Raw genomic sequence first — 24783 nt, 5'->3', positions numbered from 1 at the left:
TATGCGCATACCTATCTTGCCCCTAAATCAGTCGGCCTTCCAGACTATTTGCAGAACTGCCTACAATTTCTACCGTTGCCATTTCACCGTACAACTCTGCTGGTGCATTTACATGAACCGGCTGGAGCCAGGGTGAACGGCCAGCCAACTGACCCTCTCTGCGGCCCATCTTTTCAAAAAGCACTTCGATGCGCTGATTTACAAGTGAGGCATTGAACGCCTGTTGCTGGTGCGCGAGCAGCGCCTGTAGCTCTGCAAGGCGTTCACTCTTAACGTTTTCTTCGATCTGCTCTTCAAGCAGCGCACCTGGCGTACCCGGACGAGGGCTGTACTTGAAGGAGAATGCGGAGGCGTAACCAACCCGTTCCACCAAGTCCATGGTGTCGCGGAAATCCTGATCTGTTTCACCAGGGAAGCCGACGATGAAATCCCCAGACATGGCGATGTCCGAACGCGCCTCACGGATGCGGTCTATCAGCCGGAAATAGTCATCGCGGGTGTGCTTGCGGTTCATGGCCTTCAAGATGGCATCAGATCCCGACTGTACCGGCAGGTGCAGATACGGCATCAGGATATCCAGATCGCGGTGCGCTGCAATCAGGGCATCGTCCATGTCACGCGGGTGAGACGTGGTGTAACGCAATCGGGTGAGGCCATCGATCTTTGCAAGCTCGAAAAGTAATTCCCCCAGTCCCCATTCGCGGCCATCCGCGCCAGCACCATGCCAACCGTTCACATTTTGGCCGAGAAGCGTGAGCTCACGCACGCCAGCGGCAGCCAACTGCTTGGCTTCACCAACAATCTGCTCGACGGAACGAGAGACTTCCGCACCGCGGGTATAAGGCACCACGCAGAAGGTGCAGAACTTGTCACAGCCTTCCTGAACCGTGAGGAACGACGTGACGCCGCGCTTGCGAACAGCTTCCTTTGAAGGCGTTGCCAAATGTTTGAACTTGTCTTCAATGTCAAATTCGGTTTCGACGACCTTCTGGCCTTCCTTAGCCTGCTTAAGAAGCTCCGGCAGGCGGTGGTAGCTCTGAGGACCGACAACGAGGTCAACGACTGGTGCGCGGCGAGAGATTTCTCCCCCTTCCGCCTGCGCAACGCAGCCTGCGACCGAAACCATCATGTCCTTGCCATCCTTGGCCTTTTCTTCCTTAAGCTTGCGGATACGGCCCAGTTCCGAATACACCTTTTCCGCCGCCTTTTCGCGGATGTGACAGGTGTTCAGAATTACCAGATCCGCGTCTTCCAGCGTGTCCGTGCTCTCATATCCATCGTTGGAGAGCGCATCGGTCATGCGGTCGGAATCGTAGACATTCATCTGACAGCCATAGGTTTTCACGAAAACCTTGCGTGACGCCTTCTTGTTCTCGGCGTTTTCAGATGTCTGAGCTTGAGCTACGGCAGCTTGTTCTTGGTTCAGATTTTCCATTTAGTCCTCTAGGCACCTGTCAGCGCAGTGCCGAAACCTTCTGTCTGAAATCGCCGCTCTTAGCTGGCGGCCTTCATGTCGTCTGTTGCGTCTCGTTTAAACTTTTTTTCGTCGCTTGAGAAGTCGATGCGTTCGTCTGCGTCGGTTTGAACGAAATCGTGATTTTCTGCGCCGATCAGCGTTCCGACCATCATGGTACGAACGGTGTTCTCAAGCTCGCTGGTCAGCTGCTTGCGGTTGAAGGTGCCGACCAATGGAATTGGCTCACCCCATGTAAGGTGCACATCAAGCCCGCCCTCCTTGAGCAGCATCCAAAGATGGCCCGGCAGTTCCATGTCGCCATACCAAGCGACGTGGGGACGCCAGAACCGGCCCATGGGCATGCCGTGAAGGTGGGTGTAGCTGATGGCAAGCGGCTGCACCCAAGCTTTATCCCCCTCCCCATCTCCCATGGCATGATGAACAGCACCAATGAGAGCGGAGCGAAAAGGGAGAACCTGATTGCCATTTGACGACGTGCCTTCAGCAAACAACACGATCGCATCCCCAGAGGCCATGCGATCCGCCACTTCCCGGGTCACCTTGCCGGTATCCGAACGGCGACTGCGGTTCACAAAGATCGTGCGCTGCAACTTGGCAAAGAGGCCAAAGATTGGCCAGCCTGCAACTTCGGACTTGGCGATGAAGCTGAGCGGCATGGTGCGGCCCAGCACCACGATATCGAGCCAAGAGCAATGGTTCGCCGTAATCAGGAGCGGACGATGGTCAACCGCGCCCCCTTCCTGGTGAACCCGAATGCCCATCAACGTGGAGGCAATGCGATGCCAGACAAGCGGCAGTTTACGCTGGACCTTGAGATCGAGCTTCATGGCCACCCATTGCAGGGGGATCATGATCAGCGTTGCAATTGTCAAAAGCAGAATAACAACAATTGCTTTGGCTGAATGCATCTAGTTAGGCCTCTGTGTCTTCATCGGACAGCGGAACACCATAAAGCTCCAGACGGTGATCGATCAGCTTGAAGCCCAGCTTGCGCGCGACTTCTTCCTGAATTTTCTCGATCTCTTCGCTGCGGAACTCGATAACGTCGCCGGTGCGCAGGTTTATCAGGTGATCATGATGTTCTTCTGACACTGTTTCATAGCGCGAACGGCCATCACGAAAATCATGGCGCTCGATGATACCAGCGTCTTCGAACAGCTTCACAGTCCGATAAACCGTGGAGATGGAGATCTTGGGGTCAATTTCAACTGCGCGGCGGTAAAGCTCTTCCACATCCGGATGATCTTCTGCTGCCTGAATGACATCCGCAATGACGCGACGCTGGTCTGTCATGCGCATTCCCTTGTGCGCGCAGAGCTCGATGAGTGTCATTTCATTCTCAGCAACCATGGAACAATTCACCTCAATGCCGTCGCAGTCTCGGCCTATCTCTCAAATTCTGACTGTGCGATTACCGGAGATCGCAACGCATGACAAGCGCCGTTCCACTACCTTCGCTATTGGAATAGTAGCCCTTGCGCTCTCCCACCTGCCTGAATCCCAGTTTCTTGTAGAGGGATACCGCAGAAACGTTGGTGTCATCCACTTCCAGAAACAGCATTTCCACGCGTTCTGAATAGAGGTGGAAGAGGCCATCCTCCATCAGCTTTCGGCCAACGCCTTTCCCCTGATACTTTGGAGAGACGGCTATTGTCAAAACCTCAGCTTCATCAGCAACAATTCGCAGTGCAAGAAAGCCTATTGGATCCCGGCGCTCGAACGCACCCGAGGGCGTTGCGGTGAAAAACACGACGCCTTTTTGCTCATAGAGCGAGGCCAGCTCTGCCCGCCCCCAGCCCGGCTGAAAGCACTGCGCATGGATGTCTGCAAGACTTCGCAGGTCTTGCAGGGTCGTTTTGCGGATGATTGGCGGCGGCGCTTTGAACCACTCAAGGCTCATTGACGAAGGATCCGTCCCCGCTCCTGTGGCTTGGCATCAGGCGGGCGAAGGTAAAGCGGCATCGGCGCTTTTTGTGGAACAGGTGCATTCAGGCCAAGTCGGGCCACAAACTCGATGGAGGCATAAGCAGCTTCGCTGCGCACTGCCTCACTGTCCACGCCAGCGGCCTTGGCAACAGCCAGAGCTGCAGACCCGGCCAACAGAGCATTTGCCGGCAGATCGTGTGCCAGATCCTTCACTGTGGAGACCTTGGCCTCACCCAGAGGTTCGGCCTGCGCCGTGAACGTCTGACAGTATACCTCGTCCCGGCGCGCATCGAGCGCCACGAGCAAAGGCCGGTCATTGGAAGGTTGCACCAACACCTCAGCGGCAATGGCTGAAAGGGTGGTTACCGGCACGACCGGTTTGCCCAACACAAGCCCAAAGCCACGGGAAATGGACAGGCCAATGCGAAGGCCTGTGAAACTGCCCGGTCCAACATTAACGACGATACGGTCCAGCGCATTGAAGGTGGTGGAAGATTCCGCCATCACGCCCGACACCATGCTCATGATACGCTCAGCATGGCCGCGGCCCAAATCTTCACTCTGTGCCACGATCGTTTCCTCGCCGTTTTCGACGGTCAAAACGGCAGCAGCGCACGAGCTTAAAGCTGTATCTATAGCAAGCAGTTTCATAGGATTTGGCTTAGCGCCCGCTGCTGTTTTTGTCGAGCAACCATTAAGTTCTAGCCCATTAGTCTCGATCGTATTATTCCCACCAAATTCACTGGGTAGAACTAACTACATGCTTACCCTTGAGTAAAACTAGAGCTGTCTAACCTCTTGAACTTCCGGGATAAAATGGCGCATCAAATTCTGAATGCCATGGCTCAAGGTGGCCGTTGATGACGGGCACCCGGCGCACGCGCCGCGCATGGTCAAATAGACGATGCCTTCCTTGTATCCTCGGAAGGTAATGTCGCCGCCGTCCTGCGCAACAGCCGGACGAACGCGCGTCTCTAGCAAGTCCTTGATCATGGTCACGGTTTCTTCGTCACCCTCATCGAAGAACTCTTCCCCGATATCCCCATCACCCTTGCTGTCGCCGCGAAGGATTTCCGCGCCGGACATGAAGTGCTCCATGATCATACCGAGGATCGCCGGGCGCAAATGCTGCCAATCGGTGTCATCCTTGGTGATGGTGATGAAGTCGTGGCCGAAGAAAATGCCGACCACACCCGGGATCTGGAACAGGCTCTCAGCCAATGGCGATACCGCCGCTTCCTCAGCACTGCGGAAATCCAGCGTGCCTTCAGGCAGCACGATACGGCCCGGCAGGAACTTGAGTGTTGCAGGATTGGGCGTCACTTCGGTCTGAATAAACATAGCCACTTCCAAATGGTTTCGAGGCCACAATGAACCCACTGCAGCCTGTACGAGGGTGTTGTCTTATTTAATTCCGATCGCGACTGCTACCGTGAAGCTCGGTTTTCCAAGCAACTTTCGCATAACCGCAATTCTACGCATAATATGGGATTAGTACCCTATTATGCCAGAGCCGCGAGCGCGTCATCATCCAAATTACCCGGAACAATGGTAATTGGGATGGGGAACGATCCGGCGGACTTGCCAGCTATGGACGACACAAGGGGCCCAGGGCCTTCCTTTGAGGTGCCAGCAGCCAGAACGAGGGTCGCAATATCGGCATCTTGATCAATGAGGTCCATGATCTCATCTGAGCGAGTGCCCTCACGAATGACCAGCTCCGGCTCCGTGCGGGCAGCAGCGCGCACACGCTCTGCGGCCTTTGCCAGCGTTGTTTCCGCAGCTTCCTGCGCTTCGGCTCGCATGATGTCTTCTACACCCAGCCAATGCTGGAAATTACTCGGGGCAATGACATAAAGCAGCACTACAACGCCGCCGGTGCGTGCTGCACGACGGGCGGCATACACAATAGCGCGGCCACATTCCGGTGTATCATCGACGACGACCAGAAACTTTCGTCGATGCCCCTCTTCATTTGCTTTGCGTATCGCAACCATCTTTAAGCTCCGATCCCGTGCGGCTTGCAGACTGTTGCCGGAGCCTGCAAGCCCTCCCTAACCGTCATATTGTTACGGCACCAGGCTGGGTTAATCAAAGGATGAACTGAGACAGGTCGATATTCTTTGCCAGATCACCAATATTCTGGCGGACAAACTCCGCATCGATAACAACCGTCTCGCCTGCGCGATCTGGCGCGGTGAAGGAGATTTCATCCAGAACACGTTCCATCACCGTCTGAAGGCGACGTGCGCCGATGTTCTCAATGTTGGCGTTGAGGTCCACCGCGATGGTGGCAATCTCTTCAATCGCATCATCCGTGAACTCGACAGTGAGTTCTTCCGTGCCCATGAGCGCGACATATTGCTTGATGAGGCTTGCCTCGGTGTCCGTCAAAATGCTGCGGAAGTCGTCGCGGGTGAGTGCTTTCAGTTCAACGCGGATTGGCAGGCGGCCCTGAAGCTCCGGCAGGAGATCAGACGGCTTGGCCACATGAAACGCCCCTGAGGCGATGAACAGGATGTGGTCTGTCTTGACCGGGCCGTGCTTGGTGGAAACAACCGTTCCCTCGATCAGTGGAAGCAGGTCGCGCTGCACACCTTCGCGGGAAACATCTCCGCCGCGGTGATCCTTGGCGCAGATCTTGTCAATCTCATCCAGGAAGACGATGCCGTGATTTTCGACCAGATCGATGGCTTCATGCACGATCTTTTCTTCATCAAGCAGCTTGTCGGATTCTTCGGTCAGCAGCAGCTGATGGCTGTCGCGGACGTTGACACGCTTCTTCTTGGTCTGACCGCCAAAAGCCTTGCCGAGCATGTCCGAAAGGTTCATCACGCCAATGCTGCCGCCACCGGGCATGCCGGGAATGTCGAAGTTTGGCATTGAGGGCTGAGCCCGGACCTCAACCTCGATTTCCTTGTCGTCCAGATCGCCTTCACGCAGCTTCTTGCGGAAGGTATCACGCGTCGACGGGCTGGCGCTCGGGCCAACCAAAGCGTCCAGAACCCGTTCTTCCGCAAGAAGATGGGCTTTGGCTTCAACTTCCTTCCGGCTGCGCTCGCGCACCAAGGTGATGCCAGCTTCGACCAGATCGCGAACGATCTGTTCCACATCGCGGCCGACGTAGCCAACTTCGGTGAACTTGGTTGCTTCAACCTTGGTGAATGGCGCGTTGGCAAGCTTGGCCAGACGGCGAGAAATTTCCGTCTTACCCACACCGGTTGGGCCAATCATCAGGATGTTCTTTGGCAGAACTTCTTCTCGCAAGCCTTCTTCCAGCTGCTGACGGCGCCAGCGGTTGCGCAAGGCAATGGCAACGGCGCGCTTGGCATCATGTTGTCCGATGATGTAGCGATCCAGCTCGGATACGATCTCGCGTGGAGAGAAATTGCTCATTCTATCATCTTTCCTAGCACCGATTTGAAAGGACCCAAGGCGTGGCACCCCTTCTCCGGTCTGTTTGAACCGACAAATCGAGGCGAGCTTATGCTGCGCCCGATGTATCTTCCAGCGTTTCGATGGTCAGGTTGTTGTTTGTGTAGACACAAATGTCTGCTGCGATGGCCATGGCCTTTTGACAGATTTCTTCGGCAGAAAGATCTGTGTCGACCAGAGCGCGGGCTGCGGACAGGGCATAGTTGCCACCAGAGCCAATGCCCATGACGCCATTTTCCGGCTCAAGAACGTCGCCCGTGCCCGTGAGAACGAGAGAAATGTTCTTGTCCGCCACCAGCATCATGGCCTCAAGGCGGCGCAGATACCGATCTGTACGCCAATCCTTCGCCAGCTCTACACAGGCGCGCATCAGCTGTCCGGGATACTGCTCCAGCTTTCCCTCAAGGCGCTCAAAAAGTGTGAAAGCGTCTGCGGTGGCACCGGCAAAGCCTGCAATGACCTCGCCCTTGGCAAGGGGACGCACCTTGCGTGCGGTGCCCTTAATCACGGTCTGGCCCAGCGAAACCTGACCATCACCCGCGATAACAACCTTACCGCCTTTCCGTACTGTCAAGATTGTTGTGCCGTGCCACTGTTGTGGCTCACCATGTTCACTCATCAAATACACTCCAAACTGCTGTTTTGCAGTTCTAAATCTCAATAGTTATCAAGTCACCGCTTTCATATGTATGCAGTGATCTGGCGCTTGCCAACTTCTTGGCAATAATTAGTCAGTGACTACGTATTGTCCGGCTGCGCGCTTCCATTACCAAACGCTGCACCATTTTATTAAGGCGGTTCTGCGCTGGCTCCTTGGCCAGCTCCCCGTTTTCATCAAATGCCTTAGCCGCGAAATTCACGGTGATCATGTCCGGCAGCACCAAGCAGCCCAACGAGACTTCCATGATCGTGCGCAGGTGAATGAGGCCGCGCATGGTGCCATGAAGCCCCGGCGTTGCGCCGCCGATGGCATAGATCGCCTTGGTGTAAACCTCCAGAGGCTCTTCACCGTCTTCCCGCACGCGGCTGATCCAGTCCAGTGTGTTCTTGAGAAGGGGGGAGATGGAGGAGTTGTACTCTGGAGAGGCGATGAAGACACCATGATGCTGGTCAATCAACCGTTTCAGCTTGAGCGCGTTTTCCGGCACCCCCTGCTCCTCTTCAAGGTCACCATCGTAAAGGGGCAGTGGGTAATCAGAGAGGTTGAGCAGGGTCACGTCTGCGCCTTCGAGCGCCACATGTTTGGCAACCAGCGCCGCCAGTTGCGCGTTGTAGGACTGGGAGCGGGTGGAGCCGGAGAACACCAAAATCTTGGGAGTCATGAAAGCCGTATCCTCAATAGTGAATTGCAAGGCATGCCAGGGTGACCCTGACCAGATCTGGTCATTGCAGCTTCCACGCATGTGCAGGCGTCACGGTTCGTGACGGGTCTTGTGTGCTCAGAAGGCAGCACGGCGATAGACCCAGACCCGAGCAGGCGGGAGGTTTTTAAAGATCCAATTGGACCGCTCCACTGTCAATTCCGTGCCTTTGACAGAGACCGGCGGCTTCAGGGCATACGAAAACTGGATGAACGGTGCGCCCGGCTCCAGATAGTCCAGCGCTGCGCGCAGACATGCAAGGCGAGCACGAGGGGCTTTGTTCATGAGCGGCAAACTGGAGACGATGGCCGAAAGGCTCTCCTGTGGCAACTGCGGCAGGGTGGCGGCGATGTTGTAGGCATCACCCTGGACAACGGAAATGCCATCAAACTTCTGCCGCAGCGTCTCACAAAATTCAGGACTGTACTCCAAGGCGATCAGCCGTGTCGGGGCGATGCCGCTCTTGAGAACAGCGGCTGTGACCGCCCCTGTGCCGGGGCCAAGCTCCAGCACGGGTTTCCTTGAGTAAGGCGGAATGTAGCTTGCCATCCGCTGACCGAGATAAGGGCTTGAAGGGGCCACTGCCCCAACCTGAAGCGGGTTTCCTGCCCATTCCAGAACGAATTGCATGTCTTTGCGAAGCTTTTTCAGAGCACTGTTCGCCCGGCCTTTCGTTTCGCTCAGCATGCAACTCTCCATATCTACAACAGCCTGATTTTCATCATTCTGTAAGATATTACAAGCCCTGCCGGATCAGCCCTTCAGATTTTCGAGGAACTCCTTTGCGCGGGCAAAGAAGCCCGTCGACTCTGGATGGTTCTCGCCTGAGGACTCGCTTTCGAACTCCTGCAGCAGCTCGCGCTGACGCTTTGTCAGCTTGGATGGGGTTTCCACCACCACCTGAATGTACATGTCGCCATGCTGATGCGAGCGCATGACCGGCATGCCCTTGCTGCGCAGACGGAACTGTTTGCCCGTCTGGGTGCTTTCCGGCACCTTCACACGCGCGGTGGAGCCATCGAGGCTTGGCACCTCAAACTGGCCGCCGAGGGCTGCGGTTGTCATGGAAATCGGCACGCGGCAGAAGATATCCGCGCCATCGCGCTGGAAGAACTCATGGGGCCGGATGGACAGGAAGATGTAAAGATCCCCCGCCGGCCCGCCGCGCAGGCCTGCCTCTCCCTCACCGCCAAGGCGGATGCGGGTGCCGTCTTCGATGCCCGCCGGGATGTTCACGGACAGGGTACGGTTCTGGGTCGTGCGCCCGGTGCCGCCACACTTTTCACAAGGATCGGTGATGATTTCACCGCGCCCCTGACAGCTTGGGCAGGTGCGTTCCATGGTGAAGAAGCCCTGAGCCGCGCGCACACGGCCAACGCCGCCGCAGGTGGTACAGGTGCTGGGCTGGGTGCCGGGCTTTGCGCCCGAACCGGAACAGTTGTCGCACGTGATTGAGGTTGGCACCTCAATTTCGACTTCCTTACCCGTGTAAGCTTCTTCCAGCGTGATGTCGAGATTGTAGCGCAGATCCGCGCCGCGCTCCCGGCCCGGGCCGCGACGTCCGCCGCCACCGCCAAAGAACTCGTCGAAGATGTCCGACATGGCAGAAGCGAAGTCTGCGCCGTGCGCGCCAGCGCCACCACCAAAGCCGCCATTTTCAAACGCTGCATGGCCGTAACGATCGTAGGCCGCGCGTTTCTGGGCGTCTTTCAAGGTGTCGTAGGCTTCGCTGACTTCCTTGAACTTGGCTTCAGCCTCTTCATCACCCGGATTGCGATCGGGGTGGTACTTCATCGCCAGCTTGCGATAGGCGCTTTTGAGGGCCTTTTCGTCTACCTCCCGCGATACGCCGAGCACCTCATAGTAGTCCCGTTTCGACATTTCTAAATTTCGCTCCAACACTGCAGCAGGGTTTGGCACACACACCAAGAACCAGCTCGAACCAAACGTCTGCACCCAGTTCGACTGCGGCATTTTCAGGCGGCATTCCGCCTGCGCCAATAACTGCTCGTGGTTTCGGGGAAACTGCCCCGGTCAATCTTCAAGTATCCGCTGTGTGACGGACTAAACTTTCGCCCGTTGGGTCACATCTCTTTGGACGCATATGGCAAACGCGCCATGCGAGTGCAAGCCCCCTCAAGCGGTCATCATTCCCGAATGAACCAGATGACCTGAGTGCCTGCGCGCTGGCAATACCCAACCAGACAGTCATACTCGTAATTCTTCAGGGCGCATCTAGAAGCCCTGATAGGATGCGCCCCGCCAGAGAAACTCTAACGGGGCGCGCTCGTCTTTATCAGTTAGACTTCTTGTCGTCGTCCTTGACTTCTTCGAAGTCAGCGTCAACCACATCGTCTACAGGCTTCTGGACGTCACCGTCGTCGCCTTCGCTCGCAGCTTCCTCTTCAGCCTGAGAAGCCTGATACATGGCTTCGCCGAGCTTCATGGAAACTTCTGCCAGCGCCTGGGTCTTGGCCTGAATGTCCTCAAGGTCTTCGCCTTCCATTGCAGTCTTCAAAGCTGCAAGGGCGCTTTCGATTGCGGACTTGTCATCGGCAGAAACCTTGTCACCATACTCCTTGAGAGACTTCTCGGTGGAGTGGTACAGAGCTTCGCCCTGGTTCTTGGCTTCGACCAGTTCCTTGCGCTTCTTGTCTTCGTCAGCGTGAGCTTCAGCGTCCTTGACCATCTGATCGATGTCAGCATCGGAGAGACCACCAGAAGCCTGAATGCGGATCTGCTGTTCCTTGCCGGTGCCCTTGTCCTTTGCGGACACGTTCACGATGCCGTTGGCGTCGATGTCGAAGGTCACTTCAACCTGTGGCACGCCGCGCGGTGCTGGCGGAATGCCGACCAGATCGAACTGGCCGAGGATCTTGTTGTCCGCAGCCATTTCGCGCTCACCCTGGAACACACGAATGGTCACAGCGGTCTGGTTGTCTTCTGCGGTGGAGAACACCTGGCTCTTCTTGGTCGGAATGGTTGTGTTCCGATCAATCAGACGGGTGAACACGCCGCCGAGGGTTTCAATGCCGAGGGACAGCGGGGTCACGTCGAGAAGAAGAACGTCCTTCACGTCGCCCTGCAGAACACCAGCCTGAATGGCAGCGCCCATGGCCACAACTTCGTCCGGGTTCACGCCCTTGTGCGGATCCTTGCCGAAGAAGTTCTTCACCACTTCCTGAACCTTAGGCATACGGGTCATACCACCAACGAGAACGATCTCGTCGATCTGACCTGCTGCAAGACCTGCGTCTTTCAAGGCTGCCTTCATTGGCTCAACGGTGCGCTGAACAAGGTCATCCACCAGCTGCTCGAACTTGGCACGTGTCAGCTTCAGAGTCAGGTGCTTTGGACCTGTCTGGTCTGCGGTGATGAACGGCAGGTTGATCTCGGTCTGAGAAGCGGAGGACAGCTCGATCTTGGCCTTTTCCGCGGCTTCCTTCAAACGCTGCAGAGCCAGCTTGTCTTGCTTGAGGTCAATGCCCTGCTCTTTCTTGAATTCTTCGGCCAGATAGTCAACGAGACGCATGTCGAAGTCTTCACCACCGAGGAAGGTGTCACCGTTGGTGGACTTCACTTCGAAGACGCCATCGCCGATTTCCAGAATGGACACGTCGAACGTACCGCCACCAAGGTCATAAACCGCGATGGTCTTGCCGTCTTCCTTGTCCATGCCGTAAGCCAGCGCCGCAGCGGTTGGCTCGTTGATGATACGCAGCACTTCCAGACCCGCGATCTTGCCGGCATCCTTGGTTGCCTGGCGCTGCGCATCATTGAAGTATGCCGGTACGGTGATGACAGCCTGCTCAACCGTTTCGCCGAGGTAAGATTCTGCGGTTTCCTTCATCTTCTGAAGAATGAAAGCAGATACCTGGGAAGGGGAGTAGTCCTTGCCTTCTGCCTCGACCCAAGCGTCACCGTTATTGGCCTTGACGATCTTGTAAGGTACGAGGTCCTTGTCTTTAGCTACTGTCGGATCGTCATAGCGACGACCGATGAGGCGCTTTACCGCAAACAGAGTGTCTGTTGGGTTTGTAACTGCCTGACGCTTTGCTGGTTGACCCACGAGGCGCTCACCATCGTCGGTGAATGCAACCATGGAAGGTGTGGTGCGCGCGCCTTCGGCGTTCTCAATCACCTTCGCGTTCTTACCGTCCATTACGGATACGCACGAATTTGTCGTGCCGAGGTCGATACCAATGACCTTTGCCATATTTTACTCTCCTTTCGGCAGACCGACCGAACCCATAAGGCGTTCGGACTAAGCTGCGTTGCATGCGGCAGCCGGTCCCCACTTACAAAAGTTAGACCCGCGATCTGACAGATCGAAACGTCTCAGGGTATATAAGAGGGGTCTTTTTACGTCGCAAGTGCTGGACCGGGATATAACTGGTTCATCCGTTATGTGAACGTTACCACCCTCAGGTAATTCACATTTTCTTTGGAAAACGCATCAGACTCCTACTTGAGAATGGGGGTATAAGGTGTCCAGAGGAACGGACAGGCCATTGGCCTGCACCACACGCACATGTTCTCGCGACAATCTGCGCGCATCATCGACGCCGCAGGAATGTGCAATCATCTCCACTTCCTTGCGCAAGGACTCGCAGTACCGCGCGACGCGGACGCTCTTGTCTGACGGATCCAGCCCCTCCTGCAAGGCTGGATTATGGGTGGTGATGCCAGTGGGACATGTATTGCGGTTACACTTGAGCGCCTGAATGCACCCCAGCGCGAACATGAAGCCGCGGGCTGAAACCGTGAAGTCAGCCCCGCCGCACAACGCCAGAGCGACCGCAGAAGGCGTGACCAGCTTGCCAGACACAATGAGCCTGGTGCGCCCGCGCAACCCGTGAAGCCGCAGAATGTCGTCCACGATGGGAAGCGATTCTCGAATGGTGAGGCCTACATTGTCCATCAAGGGCATGGGCGCAGCGCCGGTACCACCGTCTGCGGAGTCAATGGTGATGAAGTCCGGTGCCGTTTCGATGCCGCGTTTGTTGATCTCGGCGCACAGGTCATGGAGCCATTCCGTTGTGCCGACCACCAGCTTGATCCCGACCGGTTTTCCAGCAATGCCACGCACGCGATCAATAAAATCGAGAAGCTCTGGCACATTGCCGATTTCCAAATGCCGATTGGGCGAATAAGACGGCGTTCCTTCTGGAATGCCGCGGATCTTGGCTATCTCGGCGGTGACCTTTTCTGCGGGCAGCATGCCGCCCTTGCCCGGCTTGGCCCCTTGGGAGAGCTTGATCTCCACCATCTTCACCTGCGGGTATTCGGTGATCTGCCGCAGCTTCGCTTCGTCAAGCTCGCCCTCCAAAGTGCGAACACCGTATTTCGCGGTGCCGATTTGAAAGACGATGTCTGCGCCACCCTCCAGATGGTAGGGGGACAAACCGCCTTCGCCCGTGTTCATCCAACAACCCGCAAGCTTGGCCCCTTTGGAGAGCGCAAGGACGGCTGGACGGGACAATGCGCCATAGCTCATGCCAGAGATATTGAAAAAGCTCGGCGGGTCATAGGGCTGAGCCACATAGGGGCCGATACGCAGGGTTTCGGGATTTGAATACTCGCGCTCGAGCTTGGCAAAGGGCGTATTCACAAAAATGGCGGTGCCGGGCTCGCGAAGGTTCTTTGTGGAGCCGAAGGCCTGCGTGTTGTCTCGCCCCTCGGACGCATTGTCGACCCAATTCCGCTCCGCTCGATTGAACGGCATTTCCTCCCGGTCCATGGCGAAAAAGTACTGGCGGAAAAACTCGCCCAAGTAAGTGAAGAGGCCACGGAAACGCCCAACGACGGGGAAGTTGTGGCGGATGGCATCGGCATGCTGACGGCGGTCCAGAATGTACAGGGTCACAAGTGTGCCCACGACAATCACAAGCAGAAGCGCAAAGCAGGCGGCAAATACATTCAGGATTGTGATGATGAGCGGCGGTAGCATATCCATGTGCTGGACACCCTCTTTACTGGCTAGTGGCTGAGGCCATTAAGCACCCCTTGCGTTGCAGGTTGCAAGCCAAATGGTGCAATTGCATTCATCAGGCAGCTTTTACGCGTTATAATGGCCTTGCGAGAAAGGACTTGAGGCACCGCTTTGCTTGAACTGCCAACCACATTGCCAGAGGGCTTTCGCTACTTCCCCGGCTACTTTGACGCTTCAGATCAAAGGGCTATGGTGGCGCTGCTGCGGGATGTTGTGAAGCAAGCGCCGCTGTATCAACCCGTGATGCCGCGCACAGGGACACCTTTTTCAGTGCAGATGACCAATTGCGGCTCTCTCGGCTGGGTTTCGGACCGGACCGGCTACCGCTATCAGCGGGAACACCCGACAACGGGCGCGCCGTGGCCGCCCATGCCGGAGATCATGCTGAAGCTTTGGGAAGATGTGGCTGAGTGCCTTGCGCCCCCGGAAGCATGCCTTGTCAACTTCTACGGAGAAGGAGCCAAGATGGGCCTTCATCAAGACAGGGATGAAAGCACTTTTGAGGCACCTGTGGTTTCCGTGAGCCTCGGCGACACGGCGCTTTTTCGCGTAGGCCAGACCACACGAGGTGGCAAGACACAATCCATCACCCTGACTTCTGGCGACGTGATCGTGTTCGGAGGCGCGGCGCGGCTGTGCTACCACGGCATATCCAAAGTGATGTGGGGAAGCTCACCCTTGCTTAGCGCCGGCGGCCGGCTCAACTTAACCCTGCGACGGGTGACACCGTTCTGAGCTTTTCGATGCGGTTGAAAACCGCCGGAGCGCCATAGCCTCGTTTTCTCAAAGGAAATCAAGCGTCTTCCAACACGTCCTGTTCCTGGAAGAAGGCACCAACACCGCTGGTGACATAACGAATGGTGCTTTCGACCACCTCGTCACTGTCCATGGTCTGCTCGTAGGGCATGTTGCCAGCCCCGGTGATGACGTAGAGCGCTTCAAGCGCTGCACTATGCATGAGCATCATGAGAAGTTGCGCCCGCGGCCCGGACGGTGTTTCCGTGCCCAAAGCACGGGCCAAGGCCTGCGACGTGCGGGCCATCACGGTGGAAGGTTCCCAGCTCTTCATGATCTTCTGACCAGCTTCAGGGTCTGACAAGACCTGCCGGATCAACACCACGAATGGCACAAGACGCCCCGTCTCTCTTGAGATGCCCTGCACGATGAGAGGCTCGAGAAAAGCACGCACGACCTCTTCCTGCGACGGCTTACGACCACCCACTTCCAATGCGTCAAGGCGCTGGATGCGCATGTCGTCAATGTCCCGGAGGCGACGTTTCAGGACCGCACGAACAAGATCTTCCTTGCTGCCGAAATGATAATTTACAGCAGCGACGTTGGCACCCGCATGCTCCGTGATCATGCGCACGGATGTGCTTGCCAGCCCCTTTTCGGCCAACAGGCGTTCCGCACTGTCCAACAATCTTCCTCGTGTTCCCAATTCTGAGTGGTCTGACACTGTCTCTCTCCACGCAGCGCTTATCAGAATAGTTTATTCACATTGCTTCCGCTAAGGCAACTTATGAATACACCAGTTCTATCAGGTTTTCGGCTTTTTAAACCCGCTTACAATTCATAATTAAAATTGTCGGGGAGTGGATGAAACAGGTTCACGCACTGCACAAACCGCTGGGAGAGCTTTGTTTTTTCTGAACAAACAAAAGGCTGAGCAGGTGAAGCGCTGCAGAATGCTGCCCTTCCCATCTCAGCCTTGAGTTTAGATAGGTTTTTGACCGACTCACACGATCTGCGAGTACGCCAGTGCGGCCAGAGATGCCGCGATGACCCAGAGCGCCCAGCGCCCGGAACGGCTGTGACGCGCCTCTGCCTTGCCGATGGCCTCTGCGGTCTTTTCGTCAAAGCGCAGGCCGTGATGGGCCATGGACTCCAGATCTCCAGAGAGGCGCGCGGCGCGATCGGCAAGGATCGGCAGACTGGTCGCCATGCGGCTGAGCACGCCAATGCTGGATGCCAGGTCTGAAATCTTGCCGCCGGGTCCGAGGTTGCTCTGGATCCAGGTGCGCACCACCGGGTCTGCCGTGCGCCACATGTCCAGATGCGGGTTCAGCGTGCGGGCCACGCCTTCCACCACGACCATGTTCTTTTGCAGCATGATCAGCTGAGGCTGGGTGTGCATGTCGAACAGCTCAGTCACTTCGAACAGCTGTGTGAGCAGACGCGCCATGGAGATTTCACTGGCGTCGTGCCCGTGAATGGGCTCACCGATGGCGCGGATCGCCTGCGCGAACACATCCACATCCTGATTTGACGGGACATACCCTGCTTCGAAATGAACCTCGGCAACACGGCGGTAGTCGCGGGTGATGAAACCATAGAGAATTTCGGCAAGGAAGCGGCGCTCGGCCACATCGAGCCGCCCGGTAATGCCTAGGTCCACGGCAACGAGGGTGCCGTTGTCCTGAACGAACAGATTGCCCTGATGCATGTCGGCGTGGAAGAAGCCGTCGCGCAGTGCGTGACGCAAGAAGCTCTGAATGACGTGGTTGCCAAGCTCTGGCAGGTTGTGACCTGAGTTTTCAACCGCTTCCAGATTGGTCAGCTTGATGCCGTCGATCCATTCCATGGTGAGAATGGAGCGGGACGTGCGGGGCCAGTTGACCTGAGGCACCTTGAAGTTCGGATCTTCCTTGATGTTCTCAGCCATCTCGGAGAGCGCGGCGGCTTCCATGCGGAAGTCCATCTCGACCGCGACGCTGCGGGCCAGTGTGTCGACCACGGCAAGCGGGCGCAGGCGGCGGCTGGCAGGCACAAAGCGCTCGACAAAATTAGCCGCCAAATAAAAGCTTTGAAGATCGCGCTGGAAGCGGCGCTCAACGCCCGGGCGCAGCACCTTGACGGCGACCTTCTCAAGCTCCCCGGAGGGCGTGCGAATTTGCGCCGTGTGAACCTGCGCGATGGACGCTGCAGCGATCGGTTCGCCAAATTCCTCAAAGAGTTCTTCGACCTTCACGCCGAACTGGTCTTCGATGGTGGCGCGCGCGTGATTGGTGTCGAAAGCAGGCACATTGTCTTGGAGCGAAGACAGCTCCTTTGCCGCCTCACGACCCACCACATCCGGCCGGGTCGCGAGAAACTGGCCGAGCTTGATGTAAGAGGGCCCAAGGCGGTTCAGCGCGTCTGTCAGGCGGGCCGCTGCGTCCTTCTTCTGAACGCCGCGCCGCTCGACGAGACGAATGATGCGAAGTGCAAGACGCGCGGCGGGCGGCGTGTCTGGCAGCGATGCGAGGCCGAACACCCCTTCGCGCGCCATGACGAAGCCTGCAATGACCAGACGGAAAAACGGCAGAATGGATTTGAGCATATTCGGTTACAGTTTCCAGCCAGAGTGCAGAGCGGCAATGCCACCTGTGTAGTTGCGGTAGGTGACACGCTGGAACCCGGCGCGGCGGATCATCTCGGCAAAGCGTTCCTGGTTCGGGAACTTGCGGATCGATTCGACCAGATAGGCGTAAGGATCGCCATCGCCCGTGACCATCGCGCCCATTTTCGGGATCGCGTGAAACGAAAACAGGTCGTAGACCTTGTCGAGGGCGGGCACATCCACCTGCGAGAACTCAAGGCACATGAAGCGGCCGCCGCGCTTCAAAACGCGATGGGCCTGCTGCAGTGCTTTGTCGATCTGCGGCACGTTGCGAATTCCAAAGGCGATGGTGTAGGCGTCAAAATGACTGTCCGGGAACGGCAGGTCTTCTGCGTTGCCCTGAACAAACTCGATGTGCTCTGACAACCCGGCCTTTGCGGCGCGTTCCTTGCCGACACCCAGCATGGAGCCATTGATGTCGCAGACGATGGCGGAGGCCGTTTTACCCGAGCGCTCGACAACCCGTGTCGCGATGTCGCCCGTGCCGCCAGCCACGTCGAGCAACCGCCAAGGGCGGGCGCCGTGAGTGGGTGGGTTGAGCGCGGAGATCATGGCATCCTTCCACAACCGGTGCATGCCGCCGGACATCAGATCATTCATGAGGTCGTAGCGGGTGGCCACCTTGTGGAAAACGTCATCCACGAGGTCTTGCTTCTCACCTTCCTTGACGGTGGTAAAACCGAAGCTGGTGGCCATTTCTGCGGGATCGCTCACAGAACTGCGAGCTGTAGAAGAAGTATCGCGCGCCATTTTTTCAATTTTTCTCCAATTCGCTGCGGACCATAGTACAGGATATTCCGGAGCGCTATTGTTGCGGCTCAGATATGCAACGGTATCAACCGGAGCATGCGTCCACTCATTACTTGGATCAACCATGCCTGAATTACCAGAGGTGGAAACGGTTCGCCGTGGCCTCGCGCCCCATTTTGAGGGATCAATCATAACGCGGATTGAACAGAACCGGCCTGACTTGCGCTTTCCGTTTCCCGACAAGTTTGTTGAACGCCTGACCGGCGTGCGCATGACCAGCCTTGGACGCCGGGCGAAATACCTGATGGGTGACATGGAAAGCGGTGATGTGCTTGTCATGCATCTGGGCATGTCCGGCTCGTTCCGCATCGACGTATCGGAAAACGGCGCGCCGCTGGCGGACACCTACTACCCGGCCTCCAAGCTGCCCCAGCATGATCACGTGGTGTTTCATCTGAACAACGAACAAAGCGGGGCCCACGCCCGTGTGGTTTACAATGACCCGCGCCGCTTTGGTTTCATGGATCTGATTGAGCGACGGGGCCTGCACGAGCACAAGCTGTTTGCGCAAATGGGGATCGAGCCCCTCGGCAACCAGCTGGACGGCGCCTATCTCGGCCACATCTTTGAGGGCAAGAAGACCAGCTTCAAGGCTGCGCTGTTGAACCAGAAGTTCATTGCAGGCCTTGGCAACATCTATGTATGCGAGGCGTTGTGGCGAGCCGGGCTGAACCCATCTGCTGCAGCGGGCAGCATCAGCGGGCGAGGTGCCAAGAAAAAGGAAAAGCGGGACCTTTTAGCAACCTGCATTCGCGACGTGCTGGCAGAGGCCATAGAAGCGGGCGGCTCGACGCTTAAAGACCACGTTCAAACCGACGGCTCTCTTGGCTATTTCCAGCACAGCTTTGCCGTTTATGATCAAGAGGGCCAGCCCTGCCGCAAGCCGGACTGTAGCGGCACCATTGAACGCGTGGTGCAAAATGGCAGATCGACGTTTTTCTGTGGCTCGTGTCAGCGCTAATTTGTCACGTCCTGCTGTTTTGCTTAGACTAAGGTTGCAGATTGCCATGAACCAACCCTAAGAGTTCTTAAGGTTCGTGAACCCTCTGGAGAGTGTGATGAAAATTGGTGTTGTTGGTGTTGGCGCTGTTGGTAGTACGGCGGCCTACGCGCTTGTGCTGAATGGCGTGGGAAATGAACTGGTTCTGGTCGACTACAACCCAAAACTTGCAATCGCCCAAGCGGAAGATATCTGGCATGCGACCCCGTTTTCCCATGCGGTGAAGGTGCGCGCCGGTGATTACTCGGAACTGGCGGGCGCCAAGGTGGTGATTATCGCCGCAGGTGTTGGCCAGAAGCCCGGCGAGAGCCGCATCGAATTGCTGGCCCGTAATGCGCAGGTGTTTGGCACCATTATTCCCGAGGTCTTGAAGTATGCCCCGGATGCGATCTTGCTGATTGCGGCCAACCCGGTGGACATCATGACCAGTGTTGCAACGGAAATCTCCGGCCTGCCAGCGTACCGCGTGATCGGTTCGGGCACCATCTTGGACACAGCTCGGTTCCGCACGCTGCTTGGGCAGCACCTTGGCATTTCCCCCATTTCCGTTCATGCGGATGTGCTTGGGGAGCATGGTGACAGTGAAGTGCTGATCTGGTCTGGTGCCAAGGCGGGCAACACCAGCGCCCATAAATTCGCCGAGCAAATTGGCCGCCCGCTGACCGAAGAGGTCAAAGCCAGGATTGACGTGGGCGTGCGGCGCGCGGCCTATTCGATCATCGAAGGCAAGGGCGTCACCAACTATGGCATCGGCGCTGGTCTGACACGCATCGTAAAAGCGATCTTGCACAACGAGCATGCCGTGATCGGCCTGAGCATGGTGAACCCGGAAATCGTGGGCGTGAAGAACATTGCGCTTTCCATTCCACGCGTTGTGGGTGCCAAGGGCATTGAGGCCACGCTGTTTCCTTCCATCACACCGGAAGAGGAAGCGCAGCTGCGCCAGAGCGCCGAGTCACTCAAGGCCGCAGCAGATGCGGTCCTTTCAGCCACCCGGAGCTAATCTGCGGTAATCAATGAGAGAGAATGGGTCTTGGCACTTGGCAAGGCCCATTTTTTTGCCTATGCCACTGGCAGAGTTTTAATGCGTGCAAATGCTGCATAGGGGCGACAAAGCCGAACCGCGCAAGAAACGGTTCTCGACAAGAACAACTTCAGGAGTTCTGACATGACACAGGCGGATATCGGCCTCATCGGACTGGGGGTCATGGGTGCCAACCTGGCCCTGAACATTGCAGATAATGGATACAAGGTTGCTGTGTTTAACCGGACGCCGGAAAAGACAACAGCCTTCATGGAAAATGCGGCTCATCTGAAAGATCAGTTCATCGCGTGCTACAGCCTTGAAGAACTGGTGAAGGCCATCAAGGCCCCGCGCCCGATCATCATGATGGTGAAAGCGGGCGAAGCGATTGATCAGCAGATTGAAGCGCTGAAGCCGTTCCTCTCCGAGAGCGACATTCTGATTGATGCTGGCAACAGCGACTACCACGACAGCAACCGCCGCTATCGCGAGCTGGCCGACACGCCATTCACCTTTGTCGGCATGGGTGTTTCCGGCGGCGCAGAAGGCGCGCGTCACGGTCCGTCCATCATGGTGGGCGCATCTGAAGCTGCGTATACCCGCATTCAGCCAATTCTTGACGCGATTTCCGCCAAGCATGATGGCGAACCCTGCTCTGCATTGATGGGACCGGAAGGCGCTGGCCACTTTGTGAAGACACTGCACAATGGCATTGAATATGCCGATATGCAGATGATCGCAGAAGTGCATGAAGTGCTGACCAAGTGCCTCGGGCTTTCCATCGCAGAGCAGGCTGACGTGTTCAAGAAGTGGAACGAAGGCCCTCTGGCTTCTTACCTCATCGAAATCACCGCCAATGTGATGGGCGTGATCGACGAGGACAGCGGCAAGCCAATTCTGGAAGTGATCCTTGATACGGCGGGCCAAAAGGGCACCGGCCGCTGGTCTGCCGTTGAAGCGCATGCGCTTGGCGTACCAGCCACCGGCATTGACGCTGCTGTCGCCTCGCGCTGCATTTCCGCAAACCGGGCGCTGCGTCAGGAGATCGCCGAGATCTATCCAAACAACGAAGTGCCGCAGTCCTGGGAAGACAAGCAGGCTGGCATTGATGCCTGCGAGCGCGCGCTGATTGCGGGCAAGATCGCGGCTTATGCAGAAGGCTTTGCGGTTTTGGCTGCAGGCGGCACAGAGAACGGTTGGGACCTGCCAATGGGCACGATCGCCCGGATTTGGCGTCAAGGCTGCATTATCCGTTCCCGCTTTCTGGATGAGATCGCCTCTGCCTATGATGAAAATCCTGAGCTGCCTTCTCTGTATCTGGCACCGACCATTGCAGAGCGCATGAAGGATGCGGCACCGGGCCTGCGGGAGACGCTCTCCAAAGCGATCCTCTCCGGCATTCCAATGCCGGGTCTTGCCGCAGCCATGGGTTCATTTGAGATGATGCGCCAGAAGCGGACAGCGGCCTACGTCATTCAGGGTCAGCGTGACTTCTTCGGTCAGCACGGATTTGAGCGCACAGACAAGGAAGGCTCCGGTTTCCACGGTCCTTGGCCTGCTGGCGGCGCATAAATCCACACTCATAACGAGAACCACGATGTTTTATAGCAGGGACCGTTGCGGTACCCTGCTATTTTGCTAAAAGAATTAGGGAGCTGTGGGTCTTTACATCCGCAACTCATGCTGAAGTCCCTAGGAGAAAGTAGAGATACCGTGGTTGCCAACTCTCCAAACGGGGCGGAAATCTACCGCCTCCTGATCAAAGCCATTGAAGCACGTGAGCTCAAACCGGGCAGCCGTTTGAGAGAAGCGGAGCTGGCGGAAAAATTTGGCGTAAGCCGGACACCAATCCGCGAAGGCTTGAAGCGCCTTGAGGCACAGGGGCTTGCGGTTCATGAACCGAACCGGGGCATGGTGATCCCCACGCTGGACCACAACCAGATCAGCGAACTCTACTTTCTGCGTGAAGTGCTGGAAGGCACTGCGGGACGCTTGGCTGCCCAACATGCTTCGAGTGCGGAGATCGAGATTCTAGAAGAGATGGTGGCCTCTGACAAAGAGCACCTTGCAGATGCGGAGCGCTTGATCCGCACCAACCGCGAATTCCACCGCCGGTTTTACCTTGCCTCGCACAACCGGTATCTGGTTGAGCAGATCGACCATATGCGGCTGTCTCTGCTGTTGTTGGCTGGCACCACGCTGACGGACGATGACCGTCGTCGTCAAGCGATTGACGAGCACGCAGAGATTGTAGACGCGATTGTGAAGCGTGATCTTGATCGTGCAGACAGGGCCGCACGGCATCATATCGCTGAAGCGCACAAGGCGCGTCTCAAGTTTTTCACTCAGCTCACCTGATTAAGCAGACCTCCCTATTTTCGTTAAGGGAAGTCAAAAGTTCAGCAAACCATCACATTAGTTTCATATGAGCGCGGCAATGTTCATTTGAATAAAACAATGTGGTGGACTGAGTTGAGCGACCTATCACCCTCCAATCAGAGCATTAGCCCGCGGCAATCCGAGATCCTCAAGCTGGTGAAGGCCCGCGGCTTTGTAAGTGTTGAACTGCTGGCGGAGAAGTTCTCCGTGACCACGCAGACCATTCGCCGCGACATCAATCGGCTGAGCGAGCTGGGGCTATTGCGCCGCGTGCATGGCGGCGTGGACGAACCTGCGACGCCGCACAACATTGCTTACACGGCCCGCAAGATCCTGAATCTGGACGCTAAAAAGCGCATTGCCTCCGTCGTCGCCGGGCAAATACCAGACGGTGCCAGCCTTGGGTTTTCCATTGGTACGACGCCAGAGATGGTGGCACAGGCTCTGGACACCCATGAGGGGCTAAAGGTCTACACCAACAACATAAATGTGGCGATTGCCGCTTTGAAGAACCCGGTCACCGACGTGACGATTGCGGGCGGACGCCTGCGCCACGGCGACCGCGATGTGCTGGGCCTGAAGGCCGAAGAGTTCTTCAAGGGGTATAAATTCGACATCGGCATTTTTGGTGTGGCGGGCGTAGATGCAGACGGCACCCTGCTCGACTTCCACGAGGACGAAGTGTCTGCCCGTCAGGCGATCCTTGCCAATTGTCGTCGCTCCTATCTGGTGCTCGACCACTCGAAGTTTGGCCGTCATGCCCATGTGCGCGGCGGTTGGATCACAGATGTTACGAAAATCTTCGTCGATCGCGAGCCGCCAGAGGCGATTATGCGCCTGATTGCCAAATCCAACGCAGAGCTTGTTATCTGCAACCCGGATCAGAAGACATGACCCTTCAAGACACCAGCTCCACCAGCGTTGAACTCGCCAATCTGACCAAGAGCTGGGGTGGATTGAACGCCGTCAACGACATTTCATTGTCCATTCCAAGCGGCTCTTTTACCGTACTTCTGGGGCCGAGCGGCTGTGGCAAGTCCACGACCCTTCGCCTTATTGCAGGTCTGGAGCAGGCGACATCCGGCAAGATTATCATTGGCGGCAAGGACGTTACCCATGCCTCCCCGGCCCAGCGCGACTTGGCCATGGTCTTTCAGAACTATGCGTTGTTTCCGCACCTGAGCGTTGCGGAAAACATCCTGTTTGGCTTGAAGGTGCGCCGTGTCTCGCGCGCGGACCGGGATGAACGCTTGAAACGGGCGGCAGAGATCCTTGGGATCAGCGCGCTGCTTGAACGCAAACCTTCGCAGCTTTCCGGCGGGCAGCAGCAACGCGTAGCCCTTGGCCGCGCGATCGTTTCGCAAAAGCCGATCTGCCTGATGGATGAGCCTCTTTCCAACCTAGATGCGAAGCTGCGCCACGAGATGCGGGTGGAAATCCGCGCCCTGCAGCAGAAGCTTGGCCTGACCATGGTGTATGTGACCCACGACCAGACCGAGGCCATTACCATGGCCGATCAGGTGGTGTTGTTGAACAATGGAGAGGTGGAGCAGGCCGCCAGTCCGCATGAGCTCTACACCTATCCCGGCAGCGTGTTCACAGCGCGGTTCATTGGGACACCGCCCATGAACATTGCCGAGCTTCACGGCCTGCGCGATGCCGAATTGAGCGGCCCCGACCTTTTTCCGGAGGCCCCGGAAGACGCGCTGCTTGGCATTCGTCCGGAAGACATTGAGCTGAGTGACGAGGCCGGCGTGGCCGCGCGCGTGGAAGCAACGGAATATCTGGGTGCCGATACCCTTGCAACATTCAAGGTGGGAAGCGCGCAGCTGGTGGCCCGTGTGCCGGGCCGCAAGGCTGTGAAGACGGGAGACACCATGAAGCTGACATGGGATGCCGCCAAGAGCCTGACCTTCAACCGAACAACCGGCAAACGCCGGGACGTAATCAAGCCGGAAGAGCTGCAACTCAATCCGGCTTGAAAGCGCGCCGCCCTA

Annotated in this window: 24 protein-coding genes; 7 read left to right on the top strand and 17 right to left on the bottom strand. The window is 57.0% G+C overall.

Annotated features, from left to right (window positions below):
* Positions 1–22: 22 nt before the first annotated feature.
* The 14 genes from miaB to PUV47_RS07000 all read right to left on the bottom strand — a co-directional run bounded on the left by miaB (position 23) and on the right by PUV47_RS07000 (position 14155).
* Positions 23–1435: a tRNA (N6-isopentenyl adenosine(37)-C2)-methylthiotransferase MiaB gene (gene miaB / locus PUV47_RS07065; RefSeq protein WP_274217811.1), complete on the bottom strand. Its 1413-nt coding sequence runs from the start codon at positions 1433–1435 to the stop codon at positions 23–25.
* A 59-nt stretch (positions 1436–1494) separates the two neighbouring features.
* The gene (locus PUV47_RS07060; protein ID WP_274217810.1) at positions 1495–2385 is read right to left on the bottom strand and encodes a lysophospholipid acyltransferase family protein; all 891 of its coding nucleotides are present in this window, start codon (positions 2383–2385) and stop codon (positions 1495–1497) included.
* Between the two features lie 4 nt (positions 2386–2389).
* The gene (locus PUV47_RS07055) at positions 2390–2827 is read right to left on the bottom strand and encodes a Fur family transcriptional regulator (protein ID WP_274217809.1); all 438 of its coding nucleotides are present in this window, start codon (positions 2825–2827) and stop codon (positions 2390–2392) included.
* A 61-nt stretch (positions 2828–2888) separates the two neighbouring features.
* The gene (gene rimI / locus PUV47_RS07050; protein ID WP_274217808.1) at positions 2889–3377 is read right to left on the bottom strand and encodes a ribosomal protein S18-alanine N-acetyltransferase; all 489 of its coding nucleotides are present in this window, start codon (positions 3375–3377) and stop codon (positions 2889–2891) included.
* The gene (gene tsaB / locus PUV47_RS07045; protein WP_274217807.1) at positions 3374–4054 is read right to left on the bottom strand and encodes a tRNA (adenosine(37)-N6)-threonylcarbamoyltransferase complex dimerization subunit type 1 TsaB; all 681 of its coding nucleotides are present in this window, start codon (positions 4052–4054) and stop codon (positions 3374–3376) included. Before tsaB ends, rimI begins: the two co-directional genes overlap by 4 nt.
* A 129-nt stretch (positions 4055–4183) precedes the next feature.
* Complete coding sequence (locus tag PUV47_RS07040) at positions 4184–4744, bottom strand: NifU family protein (RefSeq protein WP_274217806.1); 561 nt, start codon at positions 4742–4744, stop codon at positions 4184–4186.
* A 161-nt stretch (positions 4745–4905) separates the two neighbouring features.
* Entirely contained in the window at positions 4906–5400 is a 495-nt protein-coding gene (locus PUV47_RS07035; protein WP_274217805.1) for a universal stress protein, read from the bottom strand.
* Positions 5401–5494: 94 nt separating this feature from the next.
* Positions 5495–6799: an ATP-dependent protease ATPase subunit HslU gene (gene hslU / locus PUV47_RS07030; RefSeq protein ID WP_274217804.1), complete on the bottom strand. Its 1305-nt coding sequence runs from the start codon at positions 6797–6799 to the stop codon at positions 5495–5497.
* Between the two features lie 88 nt (positions 6800–6887).
* Entirely contained in the window at positions 6888–7457 is a 570-nt protein-coding gene (hslV, locus tag PUV47_RS07025; RefSeq protein ID WP_274217803.1) for an ATP-dependent protease subunit HslV, read from the bottom strand.
* A gap of 112 nt (positions 7458–7569) precedes the next feature.
* A complete protein-coding gene (locus tag PUV47_RS07020) occupies positions 7570–8160 on the bottom strand; it encodes an NADPH-dependent FMN reductase (RefSeq protein WP_274217802.1) in 591 nt (196 codons plus the stop codon).
* A gap of 117 nt (positions 8161–8277) precedes the next feature.
* Positions 8278–8886: a class I SAM-dependent methyltransferase gene (locus PUV47_RS07015; RefSeq protein WP_274217801.1), complete on the bottom strand. Its 609-nt coding sequence runs from the start codon at positions 8884–8886 to the stop codon at positions 8278–8280.
* 66 nt (positions 8887–8952) lie between these two features.
* Positions 8953–10080 carry a molecular chaperone DnaJ gene (dnaJ, locus tag PUV47_RS07010; RefSeq protein WP_274217800.1) on the bottom strand — a complete coding sequence of 376 codons (1128 nt, stop codon included), beginning with the start codon at positions 10078–10080 and terminating at the stop codon, positions 8953–8955.
* Positions 10081–10495: 415 nt separating this feature from the next.
* The gene (gene dnaK / locus PUV47_RS07005) at positions 10496–12415 is read right to left on the bottom strand and encodes a molecular chaperone DnaK (protein WP_274217799.1); all 1920 of its coding nucleotides are present in this window, start codon (positions 12413–12415) and stop codon (positions 10496–10498) included.
* A gap of 240 nt (positions 12416–12655) precedes the next feature.
* A complete protein-coding gene (locus PUV47_RS07000) occupies positions 12656–14155 on the bottom strand; it encodes an FMN-binding glutamate synthase family protein (protein WP_274217798.1) in 1500 nt (499 codons plus the stop codon).
* Positions 14156–14302: 147 nt separating this feature from the next.
* Here PUV47_RS07000 and PUV47_RS06995 point away from each other — a divergent pair, with 147 nt between their 5' ends.
* Entirely contained in the window at positions 14303–14926 is a 624-nt protein-coding gene (locus tag PUV47_RS06995; protein WP_425313741.1) for an alpha-ketoglutarate-dependent dioxygenase AlkB family protein, read from the top strand.
* A 58-nt stretch (positions 14927–14984) separates the two neighbouring features.
* Here PUV47_RS06995 and PUV47_RS06990 read toward each other — a convergent pair whose 3' ends face one another.
* The 3 genes from PUV47_RS06990 to ubiE form a co-directional block, all read right to left on the bottom strand.
* A complete protein-coding gene (locus PUV47_RS06990) occupies positions 14985–15650 on the bottom strand; it encodes a TetR/AcrR family transcriptional regulator (RefSeq protein ID WP_274217797.1) in 666 nt (221 codons plus the stop codon).
* A gap of 279 nt (positions 15651–15929) precedes the next feature.
* Positions 15930–17513, bottom strand: a complete 1584-nt coding sequence (gene ubiB, locus PUV47_RS06985) for a 2-polyprenylphenol 6-hydroxylase (RefSeq protein ID WP_274217796.1) — start codon at positions 17511–17513, stop codon at positions 15930–15932.
* Positions 17514–17519: 6 nt separating this feature from the next.
* Positions 17520–18323 (bottom strand): bifunctional demethylmenaquinone methyltransferase/2-methoxy-6-polyprenyl-1,4-benzoquinol methylase UbiE, encoded by an 804-nt coding sequence (gene ubiE, locus PUV47_RS06980; RefSeq protein WP_274217795.1) that lies wholly within the window; start codon positions 18321–18323, stop codon positions 17520–17522.
* Between the two features lie 124 nt (positions 18324–18447).
* On the opposite strand from ubiE, the gene mutM reads away from it, so the two are divergent.
* From mutM to PUV47_RS06950, 6 genes are all read left to right on the top strand, one after another.
* A complete protein-coding gene (gene mutM, locus PUV47_RS06975) occupies positions 18448–19344 on the top strand; it encodes a bifunctional DNA-formamidopyrimidine glycosylase/DNA-(apurinic or apyrimidinic site) lyase (protein ID WP_274217794.1) in 897 nt (298 codons plus the stop codon).
* Between the two features lie 97 nt (positions 19345–19441).
* Complete coding sequence (locus PUV47_RS06970; protein ID WP_274217793.1) at positions 19442–20386, top strand: L-lactate dehydrogenase; 945 nt, start codon at positions 19442–19444, stop codon at positions 20384–20386.
* 165 nt (positions 20387–20551) lie between these two features.
* Positions 20552–21979: an NADP-dependent phosphogluconate dehydrogenase gene (gene gndA, locus PUV47_RS06965; RefSeq protein ID WP_274217792.1), complete on the top strand. Its 1428-nt coding sequence runs from the start codon at positions 20552–20554 to the stop codon at positions 21977–21979.
* Positions 21980–22120: 141 nt separating this feature from the next.
* The gene (locus PUV47_RS06960) at positions 22121–22765 is read left to right on the top strand and encodes a GntR family transcriptional regulator (protein ID WP_274217791.1); all 645 of its coding nucleotides are present in this window, start codon (positions 22121–22123) and stop codon (positions 22763–22765) included.
* A 114-nt stretch (positions 22766–22879) separates the two neighbouring features.
* The gene (locus PUV47_RS06955; protein WP_274217790.1) at positions 22880–23680 is read left to right on the top strand and encodes a DeoR/GlpR family DNA-binding transcription regulator; all 801 of its coding nucleotides are present in this window, start codon (positions 22880–22882) and stop codon (positions 23678–23680) included.
* A complete protein-coding gene (locus PUV47_RS06950) occupies positions 23677–24768 on the top strand; it encodes an ABC transporter ATP-binding protein (RefSeq protein ID WP_274217789.1) in 1092 nt (363 codons plus the stop codon). Before PUV47_RS06955 ends, PUV47_RS06950 begins: the two co-directional genes overlap by 4 nt.
* Positions 24769–24783 lie beyond the last annotated feature (15 nt).

It is taken from the genome of Pseudovibrio exalbescens (genome assembly GCF_028737195.1).
In the GTDB taxonomy this organism is placed as follows: Bacteria; Pseudomonadota; Alphaproteobacteria; order Rhizobiales; family Stappiaceae; genus Pseudovibrio; species Pseudovibrio zosterae.
This window is presented reverse-complemented; position numbering and strand designations above follow the sequence as displayed.